This is a genomic window from Streptomyces sp. SX-6, from assembly GCF_059089585.1.
In genome coordinates this window covers 33,768-48,449 of sequence record NZ_JBTHHU010000007.1, presented here as the reverse complement: position 1 = coordinate 48,449, position 14,682 = coordinate 33,768, and the positions used below count along the sequence as shown (strand labels likewise).

The 14,682-nt window shown below is 69.2% G+C and carries 12 protein-coding genes; 6 read left to right on the top strand and 6 right to left on the bottom strand.

Translation table 11 applies throughout. From position 1 onward, the window contains the following. Positions 1–12: 12 nt before the first annotated feature. From ligD to ACV530_RS10535, 3 genes are all read right to left on the bottom strand, one after another. Positions 13–891 carry a non-homologous end-joining DNA ligase gene (gene ligD / locus ACV530_RS10545; RefSeq protein ID WP_494332077.1) on the bottom strand — a complete coding sequence of 293 codons (879 nt, stop codon included), beginning with the start codon at positions 889–891 and terminating at the stop codon, positions 13–15. 20 nt (positions 892–911) lie between these two features. After that, a complete protein-coding gene (ku, locus tag ACV530_RS10540) occupies positions 912–1,964 on the bottom strand; it encodes a non-homologous end joining protein Ku (protein ID WP_494332076.1) in 1,053 nt (350 codons plus the stop codon). Between the two features lie 73 nt (positions 1,965–2,037). Beyond that, complete coding sequence (locus ACV530_RS10535; protein ID WP_494332075.1) at positions 2,038–4,746, bottom strand: ATP-binding protein; 2,709 nt, start codon at positions 4,744–4,746, stop codon at positions 2,038–2,040. Positions 4,747–5,193: 447 nt separating this feature from the next. Between ACV530_RS10535 and ACV530_RS10530 the strand changes: the two genes are divergently transcribed. The 5 genes from ACV530_RS10530 (at position 5,194) to ACV530_RS10510 (ending at position 9,495) form a co-directional block, all read left to right on the top strand. Beyond that, positions 5,194–6,681, top strand: a complete 1,488-nt coding sequence (locus ACV530_RS10530) for a sensor histidine kinase (RefSeq protein ID WP_494332074.1) — start codon at positions 5,194–5,196, stop codon at positions 6,679–6,681. A 4-nt stretch (positions 6,682–6,685) separates the two neighbouring features. After that, positions 6,686–7,093 carry a roadblock/LC7 domain-containing protein gene (locus ACV530_RS10525; RefSeq protein WP_109278083.1) on the top strand — a complete coding sequence of 136 codons (408 nt, stop codon included), beginning with the start codon at positions 6,686–6,688 and terminating at the stop codon, positions 7,091–7,093. Then, positions 7,090–7,452, top strand: coding sequence for a DUF742 domain-containing protein (locus ACV530_RS10520; RefSeq protein ID WP_494332073.1), 363 nt, complete (start codon positions 7,090–7,092; stop codon positions 7,450–7,452). The genes ACV530_RS10525 and ACV530_RS10520 overlap by 4 nt, the downstream gene beginning before the upstream one ends. After that, positions 7,433–8,056, top strand: a complete 624-nt coding sequence (locus tag ACV530_RS10515; RefSeq protein ID WP_494332072.1) for a GTP-binding protein — start codon at positions 7,433–7,435, stop codon at positions 8,054–8,056. Before ACV530_RS10520 ends, ACV530_RS10515 begins: the two co-directional genes overlap by 20 nt. 89 nt (positions 8,057–8,145) lie before the next feature. Then, entirely contained in the window at positions 8,146–9,495 is a 1,350-nt protein-coding gene (locus ACV530_RS10510) for a cytochrome P450 (protein WP_494332071.1), read from the top strand. Here the strand turns inward: ACV530_RS10510 and ACV530_RS10505 are convergent. Together ACV530_RS10505 and ACV530_RS10500 are read right to left on the bottom strand one after the other, a co-directional pair. Next, entirely contained in the window at positions 9,387–10,601 is a 1,215-nt protein-coding gene (locus tag ACV530_RS10505) for a terpene synthase family protein (protein WP_494332070.1), read from the bottom strand. The genes ACV530_RS10510 and ACV530_RS10505 overlap by 109 nt on opposite strands. 11 nt (positions 10,602–10,612) lie before the next feature. Next, positions 10,613–11,524, bottom strand: coding sequence for an SAM-dependent methyltransferase (locus ACV530_RS10500; protein WP_494332069.1), 912 nt, complete (start codon positions 11,522–11,524; stop codon positions 10,613–10,615). 481 nt (positions 11,525–12,005) lie between these two features. On the opposite strand from ACV530_RS10500, the gene lnt reads away from it, so the two are divergent. Beyond that, positions 12,006–13,550: an apolipoprotein N-acyltransferase gene (lnt, locus tag ACV530_RS10495; RefSeq protein ID WP_494332068.1), complete on the top strand. Its 1,545-nt coding sequence runs from the start codon at positions 12,006–12,008 to the stop codon at positions 13,548–13,550. Here the strand turns inward: lnt and ACV530_RS10490 are convergent. Then, positions 13,522–14,427, bottom strand: coding sequence for a Gfo/Idh/MocA family protein (locus tag ACV530_RS10490; RefSeq protein ID WP_494332067.1), 906 nt, complete (start codon positions 14,425–14,427; stop codon positions 13,522–13,524). The genes lnt and ACV530_RS10490 overlap by 29 nt on opposite strands. Between the last annotated feature and the right edge of the window lie 255 nt (positions 14,428–14,682).

The following is a 14,682-nucleotide window of genomic DNA, read 5'->3' as shown; positions in this document are numbered from 1 at the left end:
GCCGCCAACAGGTCAGGGCAGTCGGCCCCGGCCTGTCGCGCGCAGCAGCGGGGCGAGCAAGTCGCCGTATTCCTCGACACGTTGGAGGACCTGCTCCGGGCCGAAGGCGAGCTCGCCCGGTTCCCGGCAGCGGGCGACCTCGTCCCAGGTGACCGGGGCCGCGACGCCGGGACGGTCCCGCAGCCGCACGGTGTAGGGGGCGGCGGTGGTCTTCGCGCTCGCGTTCTGCGACCAGTCGATGAGCACCTTGCCGTGGCGTTCGAGGCGGCTCATCGAGACCACCACCAGGCCGGGGTGCTCGCCCATCATCCGGGCGGCGAGCTCCCTGGCGTAACCGCTGACCGCCTTGCCGGACTCGGGGGCGATGGGCGCGTACAGGTGCAGGCCCTTGGCGCCGGAGACGACGGCGTGGGCGGTGAGCCCGTCGTCGTCGAGGAGTTGACGCAGGCGCTGGGCGATACGGCAGCAGACGACGAGGTCGGTGCCGGGCCCCGGGTCCAGGTCGAGGACGAGGCGGTCGTGCCCCTCGCGCCCGGCCGCCGCCGTCCACTGCGGGACGTGCACCTCATACGCGCCGAGGTTGGCCAACGCGACCAGCGCCGCCGTGGAGTCGATCACGGCCTGTTCGGTGACGCCGTCACTGTGCTCGACCGGCACGAAGGGCACCCAGTCGGGCACACCGGGCGGCGGGTTCTTGGCCACCCAGCTCTGCCCGGCGGGGCCTTCGGGAGCACGGACGAACGAGGCCGGACGGCCGTCGAGGTGCGGCACCATCACCGGGGCGACGCACGCGTAGTAGCGCAGCACCTGGGCCTTGGTGTGCCCCGTGGCGGGGAAGAGCACCCGTTCCAGATGGGACAGGGACAGCCGGTGACCCTCGACCTCCACCACCTGCCGGCCGGGGGCGCCGCTCAGGACGCCCTCTTCCCGCGGCCCCGGCGCCCCGCGGAGAGCGCCTCGATCAGTTCCTCACGGCTCATGGCGGACCGGCCGGGGATGCCCTCGTCCGCCGCCCGCTGATAGAGCTCGGTCTTGGTGAGGCTCTCCAGCGCGGGCTTCTTCGCGGCCTTCTCCCCCGCTTCCTTCCCCGTTTCCTTCTCTGTTTCCTTCCTCGCGCGGCGCTTCTCGGCCGCCTCCTTGAGCCGCGTGGGCGGCAGTACCTCGTGCTCCTCGGCCTCGCCCGCCCCGGACCTGGCCTTGTCTATGCTCGCCTGCAACGCCCCCATCAGATCGATGACGTTGGTGGACTGCGGCGGCGGTTCGCTCTTCTCCACCCTCGCCCCCGCACGCTTGGCCTGGACGAGTTCGAGCACCTTCTCCTGATAGGTGTCGCGATACGACTCCGGGTCCCAGTCGATGCTGAGCGCCTCGACCAGCTGGACGGCCGTCCGTACCTCGCGGTCCACGACCTTCTCCCGCTGCTGCGCGCCGCCGACTTCGGTGTGGGGATCACGGATCTCGTCGGCCCAGTGCAGGGTGTGCAGGGCCAGCACATCGCTCTCCGCCTTGATCGCGACCAGGTATTCACGGTTGCGCATCACGAAGGTGGCGATCCCGGCTTTCCGCGCACGTGTCAGCGCCTCGTGCAGCAGCGAATAGACCTTGGCGTACTCCTTGCCCTTCGGTCCGAGGTAATACGTCTTGTCGAAGAAGATCGGGTCGACCGACTCGAGATCGACGAACCCGCTGATCTCCAGCGATCTGGACCGCCCGGGGGCGATCTCCTCCAGCTCCGCCGGCTCGACCACGACGTAGTCGTCGCCCATGTCGTACCCCTTGACGATCTCGGCAAGGGGTACCTCTTCACCGGTGCGCTCGTTCACCCGCTTGTTGCGCACACGGTCGGACGTACCGCGCTGGAGCTGGTTGAAGCGGATCGCATGGCTCTCGGTCGCGGAGTACAGCTGAACGGGGATGGCCACCAGGCCGAACGACAGGGCTCCGCTCCAGACCGCATGCGCCATGACGTCCTCCACCTCCCGGTTTCCTCCATCGGACCCCGGTCGGACGGTGATCGCATCCCGGCGCGGGCGGCTGCTAGGGCGTGGCCTCCTTCGCCTCCGCACAGCCCTCGCTGGTGATCTCCGCCCGGGCGGCACCCGCGAGCCCCTCGGCCCCGCACCGCTCGGCGAGCTCCAGCCCGGCGCGCAGCCGGTCCGCCGCCTCGGCCGTACGGCCCGCCTTGCGCAGCGCGGTGCCGTGGTCCACCAGGGCCGCGGCGTACTCGTAACGGCTCGGCGACCGGCGCAGGTGGTCGACCGCCTGGCCGAACTTGGCGAGCGCATCCTCGGGCTCGGCGGCCACCTGCCCCGCCCGGCGCAGGGCCTCGCCGATGGCGGTGTCGGTGCCGAACCGCACGGCGTGCTGGAGCGCCTGGTCGGCGAGGGAACGGGCCCGCTCCGGCTCCTCGGGAGCAACGGCGACGGCCAGGTCCAGCATCCAGGGTCCCCAGAGGATGTTGTTACGGCCGCGCTCGGCCAACCGGTGGCCCGCCGCCTCGAGTTCGGCCACCGCCTCCTTCGTACGGCCGAGTGCGAGCAGCAGCCGCCCCACCATGCAGGCGGCGTCGGGCATGACCATCGCCGGAGGATAGGGCGGGCCGAAGGAGTACTGCTCGGCCACCTTCCGGGCCTCTTCCAGATGTCCCCTGGCCAGCAGGGTGTCGACGAGCATGCAGGCGCCGTCCCACTGGATGGGCAGTCCAGGACCCAGCCGGTCGGCCAGCCTGAGCCCTTCCCGCAGGGCCCGCTCGGCCGACTCCAGGTCTCCGCGCCGGCGGTGGACGAGGCCCAGGAACTCATGGGCGAAGGCGAGATGAGCACCGCGCCAGCCGGAGATCTCGAATTCGCGCACCGCCTCCGCGAAGAGCTGCTCGGCGCAGTCGAGCCGGTCGGCATAGGCACAGGAGATGCCGATCATGCTGGGGACCTCGAAGCCCCACTCGACGTTCGTCCAGCCCAGCCCTCCCGGGAGACGGCCGTCCTCGAGGATGCGGTCGGCCAGCTCGACGACGTGCAGGGCATTCTCACCACGGATCATGCCGTCGAAGGCACGCAGGGCCAGCAGGGCGCGTTCGGAGCTGTCGCGGCCCTCCAGGTGCTCGGCGAGCTCGGCGATCTTCCGGGACCTCTCCTGGGCTCCCTCCTCCTCGTACTGGATTCCCTTCCAGAGGAAGTGCGCCGCCTGGAGTCGCATCTTTCCCGGGCCGCCCGGCATGCGGTCGGCGGCCTCGGCCACCACTCCTGCGGCTTGGTTGAGCTGCCCGTTGTGGGCGTACGCCTGCGAGAGCCGGAACGTCGCGTCGACGCGCAGGCCTTCGGGAAGCCCGGGGTCGCTCAGAGCCGCCCGCAGATGGTTGATCGTGGTCGGCGGAGAGGTGAGCAGTGCCGAACAGCCCAGTTCGTAAAGAACCTCCGCCCGCTCGTCCTCGGGCGGAGGTTCCGCGAGGGCGCGCTCGAGACAGCGCTGAGCGGCCTCCGGCGCACCGACCGCGAGGTGTTCCTTGGCCGCGGTGCGCATCTGCTGCACGAGGTCGGGGTCACCCTCCGGATGGACCTCCAGCAGGTGCCGTGACGCGGCGGCGGCCCCGTGGCCCTCGTTGGCGACCGCCCAGGCCGCCAGCCCGTGCATCGCGGTGCGCGTGGCCGCCGGAATGGCCTGGTAGACGGCAGTGGCGATCAGCGGGTGGACGAACTCGAGCGAGGCGGCGCCCTTGAGGATGCGGGCCTCGCGCAGCCGGTCCGCGCATACGAGACCTTCCGCGTGGTTCATCCCCGCGAGCATCGCGGCGAGCCTCGGGGAGATCTCCGTACCGAGCACCGAGGCGCCCCAGGCGAACCGGGTCGCGGGATTGCCCAGCCGCTCCAGCCGGGCGACCAGTCCGCTGCCCCGCGCGGCGGCACCGAGCTCGCGCAGCAACGCGGCTGATTCCTCGAGCGGCTTGAGCTGACGGTCGCGTGTCTTCGCGATCAACTCAACGGCCTCGTAGGGGTTTCCGCCGGTGACGGCCCAGACCTCACGACAGAACGGATCGTCCGCCTCGGGCTCCAGCGTGGCGCGCACCAGCTCGGCCACGGCACCCGGAGTGAGGGGATGCAGCATCACCGGGTGGTTGCCCCGACCCGCGACGATTTCCTTGAACGCCGGCGAGTGGGAGGGGAGTTCCTCCGGACGGTAGGCGATCGTGAGGAGGATCGGCAGGCCTGCCAGCCGGAGGGCGAACGACGACAGCCAGGCGAGCGAGGCCGCGTCGCACCACTGGGCGTCGTCGACGACCAGGACCAGCGGCTCGCGCGTCATGGCGAACCGGGTGACCAGCCAGTCGATTCCGTCGCGCACACCCTGCGGGTCGGCCTGGCCGACGGGCGGTGCGATTCCCAGCGCGGGCCCTGCGATGTCGTACCACGCGCCGAGCATCTGTTTGTGCTGTGCCTCCTCCAAGGGAGCGAGTGCCGGTTGCAGCAACTGCCGGACAACATTGAACGGCACGGCCTGCGCTTGCTCGCTGCCACGCGCGGCGAGCACCGTACAACCGCCACGCTCGGTGGCAATCCTCCGCAACTCGCCGAGCAACGCCGTTTTACCGACGCCTGCTTCACCGCTGTACAGCAGCAACCCGCCGAAGGCGGCGTCTCCGTCGCCCTGCCGTCCGCACAAGGCGTCCACGGCCAGAGCCGCTGCGGCGATTTCCTGATCACGCTCGAACAGGGCGGTGTACTGGCGCTGTTCGTGCTGGTGCCCCGTCATGGAGTGTCTCCCGGGTGTGTGTCGTGGAGCGAGCCTAGCCCCGTACGCAACTGCTTGGGGTGAGGTTCTGCGGACAGACCACTCGTGAGCATGACCCGCACGACCTGTAGGCCACCGAAGATCACTCCGAACGCCCATCCATAACCCTCAAAAATCTTTTCGAGAACAAGGGCCAGGGGTCATTGTGACGCCTTTCGAATTGGCCCGTCAGGCCTTTCCGCGAATATGACAACATCACCTCGGAACAGCGGCTCGACAGGCTACGCTCCTTCCCGCGCAGCGAGGCGTGACGCCTGCAGCGGCTGCCTAGGCCTGCCGCGACCGGAGAACTCCACACTGCGCTTCCCCGCTTTGCTCTTCCCCGCTTCCCCGCTTCCCCACAGAACTTCCCCGCAGACGGTGTCCGTTCCCGTCCCCCGAACGTTTCCCGAGCCCCCGAGGACCTCGATGGTTGGTACTGGATCGTCATCCCAAGTCAGGCGGCCCGCCTCCACTCTCATATGGCTGGTCCCTCCTGTCGTGCTGGCGGTCTGCACGGCGACCGCGGCCTTCCTCGTCCCGGCCCAGGTGCGCATTCCGACCGCATGGTGCGGCACGGTGGCCACCGTTGCAGTGGCCATCACCTCCTCGGAGGCGGTGCGGCGTGGCCGCGTCATCAGCGGGCTGCGCCGGCGGTGCGCCGAGCAGGAGGTCATGTTCCGGCAGCGACTGGCCCAACAGGAGGCGGAGACCGAGCGATTGGCCGGCGTCCTGCTGCCGACCGCGGTGAAGATGCTGGAGCAGGGCGCCTCCGCGGAGGAGGTGATGCGAGAAGTCGCACCACCTTCCTCCGGCGCGGTCTTCGCCTCCGAGCACCGGTCGGTTCTGCGGTCGGTCGTCGAGGCGGTGCAGGCGGAGGAAGGCCTGCGCGACTCCGCACACCGCGCGTTCGTCAATATCGCCCGACGCGTTCAGGCGATCGTGCACCAACAGGCCACCGACCTCCGGGAGATGGAGGACCGGCACGGCAACAGCCCCAAGTTCTTCGGCGACTTGCTGCACCTCGACCACGGAACGGCCCTGATCGGCCGCCTCGCGGACAGCATCGCCGTACTCGGCGGCTCCCGTCCCGGGCGCCAGTGGAAGAACCCGGTGCCCCTGTACAACGTGCTGCGGGGCGCCATGTCCCGGATCATGGACTACCGCCGGGTGGACCTGCATTCGGTGGCGGACGTCGCCGTGACCGGCCCCGGCGTCGAGGCGGTCATCCACGCGGCGGCCGAACTGCTGGACAACGCGACCCGGTACTCGCCCCCGGAGACCCGGGTGCACCTGACCGCGGTGGAGATCCAGTCGGGTGTGGCCATCGAGATCGAGGACGCCGGAGTCGGCCTCACCGAAGAGGCCCGCCGCCGAGCCGAGTCGGTCCTCGACATGGCCGAGCGCGGATTCGACCTCAACGACCTGGGCGAAACCCCGCGGCTCGGCCTGGCCGTGGTCAGCCGGCTCTCCAAGGCGTACCAGTTCCGCATCTCGCTGAGGCCCTCGGCCTACGGCGGCGTGCGTGCGGTCCTGATCATCCCGAGCCACCTCATCACGGCGAGCGCCACGCCGGGCGGCGAGATCGCCCGTGCCGCGACACTGCCGCCACCGAAGGCCAGGAAGAAGCCCGGCCGGCCGCTGCCGGAGCCGCCGCCCCTCGAGGCCTCTCCCATGGAGTCGCACACCCTGGGCGGACTCCCGCAGCGCCGCAGGCGCTCGCTGGGCATGGCCGCACGGGTCGCCGCGGTGGCCCCGGCGGACGGCGCCCGCGGCAAGCCCGAGGGCTCCGAGCCCACCCAGCCAGGCATCTGGCTGGCCGCCTTCACCAGCGCCCTCAAGGGCGACGAAGAGGGCGACGAACCGAAGTCCGGCCGAGAGCCGATCAGTGATGAATCGTCAGACGAGAAAGAGTAGCCAAGTGACGCAGCAGCGGTTCAACATGGACTGGATGCTCAAGGATCTGGCATCCAGCGTTCCTCAGACCCGCCACGTGATCGTGCTGTCCTCGGACGGCCTGCGCATGGCTCAGCACGGTACGGACACGGATGCCGCGGACCGCCTGGCCGCCGCCTGTGCGGGTCTGCAGAGTCTGTCCACGGCGGTGGCCGCCGAATTCCCGCACGGAGACGGGCAGATGCGCCTGGTCGTGATCGAGGTCGACGGCGGTTTCTTCTATCTGATGGCGGCCGGGGCGGGAGCCTATCTGGCGGTGCTGGCCGACGACGACGTGGACGCCGGGCTCATGGGCCAGCGGATGCGCGACCTCGTGGCGCGTATCGGCGAGCATCTCACCAGTCCGCCGCGCGTCAGCGGGCCGGTGGCATGAACAAACCGGACAGGGCATGGGACCCAGGCAATCCGGACCGCTTGTACATCGTCACCAAAGGCTGCGACGACCCGGACAGGCCGGTGGCCAGGCTCGACCTGGTGACGTTGATCGTCTCCCGGACCGAGACCGACCCCGGCCTGCAGCCCGAGCACGGAACCATCGTCCGCATGTGCGACTACCCGCTCTCTGTCGCCGAGATATCCGCCTATCTCACCCTCCCTGTCAGCACGGTGACCGTCCTGCTCACGGATCTGCTCGCCCGCGGACTCGTCGAAGCCAGGCCCCCGGTCCCGGTCGCTGCGCTCCCTGACGTAGGCCTCCTGGAGGCGGTGATGCATGGACTACAAAACCTCTGATCCACACGCTGGCCCCAGGAGGGAGGACATCCTCCCGGCCACCACGGCAGCAGCCGTGAAGGTGGTGGTGGTCGGCGGGTTCGGCGTGGGCAAGACGACCATGGTCGGCACGGTGAGCGAGATCAGACCGCTGACCACCGAGGAGACGATGACCCAGGCCGGTGTCGGCGTGGACGACCTCGCCGGGGTCGAGCACAAGATCGAGACCACCGTCGCCATGGACTTCGGGCGCATCAGCATCAACGAGCAGTTGGTGCTGTACCTGTTCGGCACACCCGGCCAGGAGCGCTTCTGGTTCCTGTGGGACGGCCTCTTCGAGGGCGCGCTGGGAGCGGTCGTCCTGCTCGACACCCGCCGCCTGGAGGTGAGTTACGAAGTCGTCGGCATCCTGGAGGAACGCGGGGTGCCCTTCGTCGTCGCCGTCAACGCCTTCCCCGGAGCGCCGGTGCATCCCGTCCCCGAGCTGCGCGCCGCCATGGACCTGCCAGACTGCGTCCCCATCTTCACCTGCGACGCCCGCGACCGGTCGTCCTGCCGGGACGCCCTGATGACCCTCATGCGCTACCTGTACGACCTCGCACACAAGACCCCGGAGCCACAGTGACCCCACCACCCGACGAGCATTCCCGCGCCGACTCCGCGCTGGCCGCTCCCCCGCCGCAGTGCCCTGCGCATGCGTATGGCGCGGGGGGGGTGGCTCGGTTGTATGGGACCGCCGCGGAGACCGATCCCATGGGGCTGTACGAGCAGCTGCGCGAGCGGCATGGGCCGGTCGCGCCCGTGCTGCTGCCAGGCGATCTGCCGGCCTGGCTGGTCCTCGGCTACCGTGAGGTCCTCGACGTTGCTCGTACCCCCTCACGCTTCTCCCGTGACCCGCGGCTCTGGCGCGCCGCACGCGAGGGCAAGCTCACCCCGGAGCATCCGCTGGCCCCTATCTCCGCGTGGCAGCCCATCTGCGCCTTCGTCGACGGCGACGAACACGAGCGGTGGCGTGGTGCCATCAACGACTCAATTGGACGCTTCGACCGCCGTGGCGTCCGGCGCCACATCACTCGCTTCGCCAATCAGTTGGTCGACGAGTTCTGCACCTCCGGCAGGACCGATCTCGTGCACACCTTCGCCGAACCACTCCCCATGCTGGTCATGACCCAGTTGCTGGGCATGTCCGAGGAGTACGGCCCGCGCCTGGTACAGGCAGCCCGGGACATGCTCAAGGGCACGGAGACCGCGGTCGCCAGCAATGAGTATGTGACTGATGCGCTACGCAAGACGGTGACCCGCAAACATGCCGACCCCGGGCCCGACTTCACCAGCTGGCTGCTGGAGCACCCTGCCAAATTGTCGGACGACGAAGTAACGCAGCATCTGCGGTTGGTGCTGATCGCGGCGTTCGAGACCACCGCGAACTTGATCGCGAACACCTTGCGCCTGGTGCTGACAGACCCCCGCTGCCGCGCAAATCTTGCCGGTGGCCATATGACACTCCCCGACGCAGTCGAGCAGACCCTGTGGGACGAGCCGCCGTTCAACGCCGTCCTCGCGCGCTGGGCGGTCCAGGACACCGAGCTCGGGGGCCAGCAGATCAAGGCGGGGGACGCCTTGGTGCTGGGATTCGCCGCAGCCAACGTGGACTCGGCGATCCGGCCCGACCCGGCTACCCCCGTCCACGGCAACCGTTCGCACCTCGCCTTCAGCGGGGGCCCACACGAGTGCCCCGGCCAGGACATCGGCCGGGCCATCGCGGACACCGGCATCGACGCGCTGATGAATCGGCTCCCCGACATCCGGATGGCGGTCGCCGAGTCCGAGCTGAACTGGGTCGGCAGCCTGATGTCCCGTCATCTTATTGAGCTGCCCACGGAGTTCACTCCACAGGCTCCGCATCCATCTGCGCCTCCCGTGTTGCCGAAGGGGGATGTGCCGGCAGCAGGTTCTCAGCCCTCCACGACGGACAGCGCACCGGTCCTCGCACCCGAATTCCCGACCTCCCAGCACCGGACCTCCTGGTGGAGGTCCCTGACGCGACGGCTGTTCCGGCGCTGAGCCGAAGTGTCGAGCTGATCCCACCACCAGGCCGCAGACGGTATCGGCAGCGGCCCGGTGGTGGGATCGCTGGGCGTATCCCGCCAGGTGATGCCGTACGTCGCCCCGGGGACCGGGAGTTGGTACCGGTTCCGGGGGCTGGCGTACCGGGGGGCCTCGTTCATCCACCGGATGCAGCCCGCGACGTAGTGCCCCAGAGCCTCGAGGTAACGACAGAGCATCTCATCAGCGCCCTCGGCGACTTGGACACGCAACGTCAGGAACAGCGTCATCGCACGGTCGCGTATGGCAAGGGCATCGCCGAGTGCCTGCTCCGAGGTGAGGCAGTGGTGATGGGCCAGGACGTTGACGATGTTCTGGTCGGTGGTCTCGTGGTCGTCTTCCTTAGCGTACGAGAACAGGTCGTTGTCACAGCTGACGACGAACCCGGCCGCCTCGGTGAGGGCCTGGACGGGGGCGGAGTAGAGCACGCTGTCCGGAACCTCAATGCCGCTCGCCAACTGGCTCCACGCCAGCGAGAAGCGCGTGCCGTTGATCGAAGGGCGCAGGGCGACATAGTCGGACAGCGTGGGCATGATGCCGCGTTCGACATTGCTGACCTGCCAAGCCGCGCCGAACAGCCAATCGCGCATGCCCTCGGCCACCCGGCGCAGCTGGACCGGTGTGGCCATGGCGCGGGTACGGGCTGCGAGGTCCTCGAGAGCGACTTCGAAGGGCGAACCGCCGAGCATCGCGGATCCGGGTGCCTCGAGGCAGCGGGAGATCCGTGCGTTGAGGTCGACGATGTATGCGGTTCGGACGTCGGCGGCACCCGTGTCGTGCACGATGTCGTCGAGGGCGAACGCCCAGTGGTTCCACTCGATGAACAGCAGCAGAGGTTCGTCGCGCCCGTAGGGGATCATGCGGCAGCTGAAGTCGGCGCTGTGGGTGGCGATGCTCCAGGCCCGGTCGATGTCGTCGGCGAAGATGCCGGTCTCATCCAGCCACGCGATCGCGCGCCGCTCGAGTTCCTCAGCCCGGGGGTGAACCGCGGACTCGATCGGACAGTAGAACGGAGGCAGCCGCCAACCGATCGCGGAGGCCCGAGGCCGGCTGTCGGTCGTCATGAAGGCGCGCGTCATCGGCGGCCTTCCAGCCGGAAGAGCAGCATTCTGGTCTCGACCGCATGGTCGCGCCACACCCGGAACAGCTTGCCGTGTGTGAGCGCCGACTCCTGTAGGCGTTCCGCTGCGATCGGTGACACGGCTCCGGTGCGTTCCACCCGGTCCAGCTCCGCCGTCGTCCAGGCCATGGACTGTACCCAGAACTCGGCGACGCGGTCGGTAATGTCCTCGTCCTGCTCCAACTCGAAGCCTGCCGTGTGAGCTGCCGCGATGTATTCGGCGAGGGTGCCCAGCCGAGTCTTGTAGTAGCCGTCGATGAACGACGTCCACTCGGGGCGGCACAGGAAGTGCTCCTGAATCCCGAACCAGCCGCCCGGCCTGAGCGCTTTGGCCACCACGGTGAAGAGCCGCTCGCGGTCCATGTAACCAGAGCTCTCGATCGCGACAGCCGCGTCATATCTGTGCTCGTCGCACAGGTCATGGATGTCACCAAGGACGGGGGTGACCAGATCTTCCACCCCCGCCTGCCGGACCAGGTCGGCCATCACAGGGACGTGTTTCGCGGTGACCGTGATGGCAGTGACGGAGCAGCCGTATTCCTGGGCCCAGTAGATGGACCCGCCTCCCAGGCCGCATCCGATGTCGAAGAGCTGGTCCGGCGGGTTCCCGGCCACGCCCCAGCTGTGGGCGGCGTGATCGAGTGCCGCTTCCTGCGAGGCACGCAGGCGTTCTCTGAGGACCCGTTGGGAGACCGTGGTGTTGGGGGTGAACCCCGCGTCGAACATCCCGACGTGGAAGTGGATCCGGGGCCCGGGGCCGTACTTGTGCAGGATGGCGGCGGTCTTCCTCGAGTAGTACGAGGGCACTTGAGGGTCATCACATTCCGCATCGGTAGCAGCGGTCACCTCGGCAAGAAGGTTGTCCATGGGATTCCTCCGACGGCTTCTTCCGGCAACTGGATCGTGCTCCTGTCCAGTTTTGCCCGGTACCTGCCCATGGCCCGTCAGCAATAACCGGTGTGACGTACTGTCATGCGCCTTTCTGGCGTGCACGACCAGGATCACTTCGGCCCACTTTGGAACACATCGAGCCGTTGTTGTGCCACCCAGCGACTGGAAAGGCTGAAAATTGCACGTCGCTGTCGGGGTTTTGGACTCCTGACAGCTCGGTATCCGGACGCGCCGCATCTGGCCGGAACCCGCTCACGCGTGTGGTGCGCAGGCGATCGAAGGGGGCGCTCCCACTTGCGCGTGCGCGCCCTTTCACAGCGTCCTCCTGTTTCCGTGGAATCTCAGCGTGTCGCTGCCGTCGCCCCCTGTGCCCGCCAGGGCGCCTCGCGCACACTGGTGTCCGCCCTGTACAGGGCCGGTACGCCTGGGCAGGGCCGGAAAACAAGGGAGATGGCGCATGGCCGAGGAGTCGCGTGCGGAGCGGCGGGGACGATTCTTCGCCGGGCCGTGGGGTCGCGCCATCGCCGCGGTCGTCCTGGGAGCGTTGCCCGCGCTCGCCTTTCCCGAGCCGTCCCTGTGGTGGCTGGCCCCGGTGGCTCTGGCGCCCTGGCTACTGCTCGTCCGCTCGGCCGTCACATACCGCCGTGCCGCGCGGGACGGATGGCTGGGCGGGGCGGGGTTCCTGCTCGCGGTGCACCACTGGCTGCTGCCGAGCCTGCATGTCTTCATCCTCCTCCTGGCAGCGTTGCTGGGCCTGTTGTGGGCACCGTGGGGTCTCCTGGTACGACGGCTGCTGGGCGGGTCCCCGGGGCCCGGACGGGTCGCGGTGGCGCTGGTCGTCGTGCCGTCCGGCTGGCTGGCGGTGGAGCTCGTCCGGTCCTGGCAGTATCTGGGCGGCCCCTGGGGGCTGTTGGGGGCGAGCCAGTGGCAGGTCGCGCCTGCGCTACGACTCGCCTCGGTGGGGGGCGTGTGGCTGGTCAGTTATCTACTGGTGGCGGTCAACACCGCGCTCGCGGCGCTGATTTCGACCTCCCGCTCCCGACCCACCGCGCTCGCCGGGCTGCTCGCCTGTGCGGCGGTGACGGCCGGGGTATGGGTGTGGGCACCGCTGCCTCAGTCAGCAGGCACGGCACGGATCGCCGTCGTCCAGCCCGGCGTGATCGATGGAGTGAGCCGACGCTTCGACCGCGAGGTGACCCTTACCCGTGAACTGGCCGGACGTCAGATGGATTTGGTGGTGTGGGGCGAGAGCAGCATCGGCGCGGATCTGGGCACTCGGCCCGACCTGCGCGACCGGCTGACCGCCCTGTCCCGTACGGTCGGCGCGGATCTGCTGGTGAACGTCGACGCACGGCGGCCGGACCGGCGGGGGATCTTCAAGAGCTCCGTACTGATCGGGCCCGGCGGGCCGACCGGGGACCGTTACGACAAGATGCGGCTCGTGCCGTTCGGCGAATACGTGCCGATGCGTTCGCTGCTCGGCTGGGCCACCTCCGTGGGGAAGGCTGCACAGGAGGACCGCATGCGCGGTACCCGGCAGGTCGTGATGCGGCTGCCGGACGGACACGGAGCAGGGCTGCGGATCGGCCCGCTGGTGTGCTTCGAGTCGGCGTTCCCCGACATGAGCCGCCATCTCGCCCGAATGGGCGCCCAGTTGCTCGTCGCCCAGTCCGCGACGTCCACCTTCCAGGACAGCTGGGCACCGAGCCAGCACGCCTCGCTGGCGGCGCTGCGGGCCGCCGAGACCTGGCGGCCGATGGTGCACGCGACCCTGACCGGCGTGAGTGCGGTGGCCGATCCGCGCGGCCGGAAGGTCGGCCCGCAGCTGGGTACGGACCGCAGTACCGCCGCGGTCTACGAGGTGCCCCTGGCCCGCGGCACCAGTCCGTACGTCCGGGCCGGCGACTGGGCCGTCTACGGTGCGCTGGCGGTGCTGGTCGTATGGTGCACGGCCGAGGCCGTCCGGCGGTACGTCAGGAAGCCTGCTGCTGAATCTCGTTGACGATCCACTCGCACAACTCATGGGTGCGCAGAGCATCTTCGGCGTCGAGCGTCTTGCCTGCCTCGACCGCGTCGAGGAATGCCTGGACGCCCTGCTCGATGCCGCGCTGCCGAGCGACAGACACCCAGTCGCCGCGGCGCCGGACGGTCGGCTGCCCCTTGTGGTCCACGACGTCGGCGAGGTTGAGGACCTGCCGCTTGGACTCCTGGCCCGAGACCTCGAGGACCTCCTCGACCGAACCGCTCATACGGTTCATGATGCCAAGGGCGGTGAAGCCGTCGCCGGAGAGCTCCAGCACAACGTGCTCCACGCGCCCGTCACGCACCCTGGCCCGTACGGACCTCGCGTCGACGGGGCCCGGCGCGAGAAAGCGCAGGGTGTCGACGACATGGATGAAGTCGTCGAGAACCAGGGAGCGTGGTTCCTCGGCGAGCCCGATCCGGTTCTTCTGCATCAGGATCAGATCGCGCGGGTGATCCAGGCACTGCGCATAGCCGGGCGCGTGGCGGCGGTTGAAACCAACCGCGAGCGGGACCTGCCGCTCCCGGGCCAGCCTCACCAGGTATTCGCTCTCGGCGAGGTCGTACGACAGGGGCTTGTCGACGTACACCGGCACCCCGGCCTCCAGGAGCCGGGTGACGATGCCGGCGTGCGCGGCGGTCGGCGCGTGCACGAACGCGGCATCGAGGCTGGCGGAGAGCAGCGAGTCGAGGTCGGTGTGGCGGTGCGCGTCCGGGACGCGGTAGCCATCGGCGATCCGGTGGAGGGTGGCCGGGGTGCGGGTGTGGAGGTGAGGCTCAAGACCTGACTGGGTCATGAGGACAGGCAGATAGGCCTTCTGCGCGATGTCCCCAAGTCCGATGCAACCGACCTTCACGGATCCTCCTCGCCGTGGTGCATACAGGCAGCATACGTGCGGGCGAAGGAACGGCGCTTCCGGGGCGCCGGCTGGGAGCGGCCGAGTGCACTGGGCGGCGCACGGCGCGGGCGGAGATACCGCGTCACTCCTGGGAGGAGTTCCCGACTCGCCTTTCCTGCCGCAGGGTTGGGCAGGTGCATCGTATGCCCGCAATGGCAGCCCTGGTGGCGGTGACGATGGCTGCCACCGCCAGCTGCGTCTCCCTCTCCCCGC

Bases quoted from the DNA above. Each gene is read 5' to 3' on its own strand.
- ku (WP_494332076.1), bottom strand. From the start codon at position 1,964: ATGGCGCATGCGGTCTGGAGCGGAGCCCTGTCGTTCGGCCTGGTGGCC.
- ACV530_RS10535 (WP_494332075.1), bottom strand. From the start codon at position 4,746: ATGACGGGGCACCAGCACGAACAGCGCCAGTACACCGCCCTGTTCGAG.
- ACV530_RS10530 (WP_494332074.1), top strand. From the start codon at position 5,194: ATGGTTGGTACTGGATCGTCATCCCAAGTCAGGCGGCCCGCCTCCACT.
- ACV530_RS10520 (WP_494332073.1), top strand. From the start codon at position 7,090: ATGAACAAACCGGACAGGGCATGGGACCCAGGCAATCCGGACCGCTTG.
- ACV530_RS10515 (WP_494332072.1), top strand. From the start codon at position 7,433: ATGGACTACAAAACCTCTGATCCACACGCTGGCCCCAGGAGGGAGGAC.
- ACV530_RS10505 (WP_494332070.1), bottom strand. From the start codon at position 10,601: ATGACGACCGACAGCCGGCCTCGGGCCTCCGCGATCGGTTGGCGGCTG.
- ACV530_RS10500 (WP_494332069.1), bottom strand. From the start codon at position 11,524: ATGGACAACCTTCTTGCCGAGGTGACCGCTGCTACCGATGCGGAATGT.
- lnt (WP_494332068.1), top strand. From the start codon at position 12,006: ATGGCCGAGGAGTCGCGTGCGGAGCGGCGGGGACGATTCTTCGCCGGG.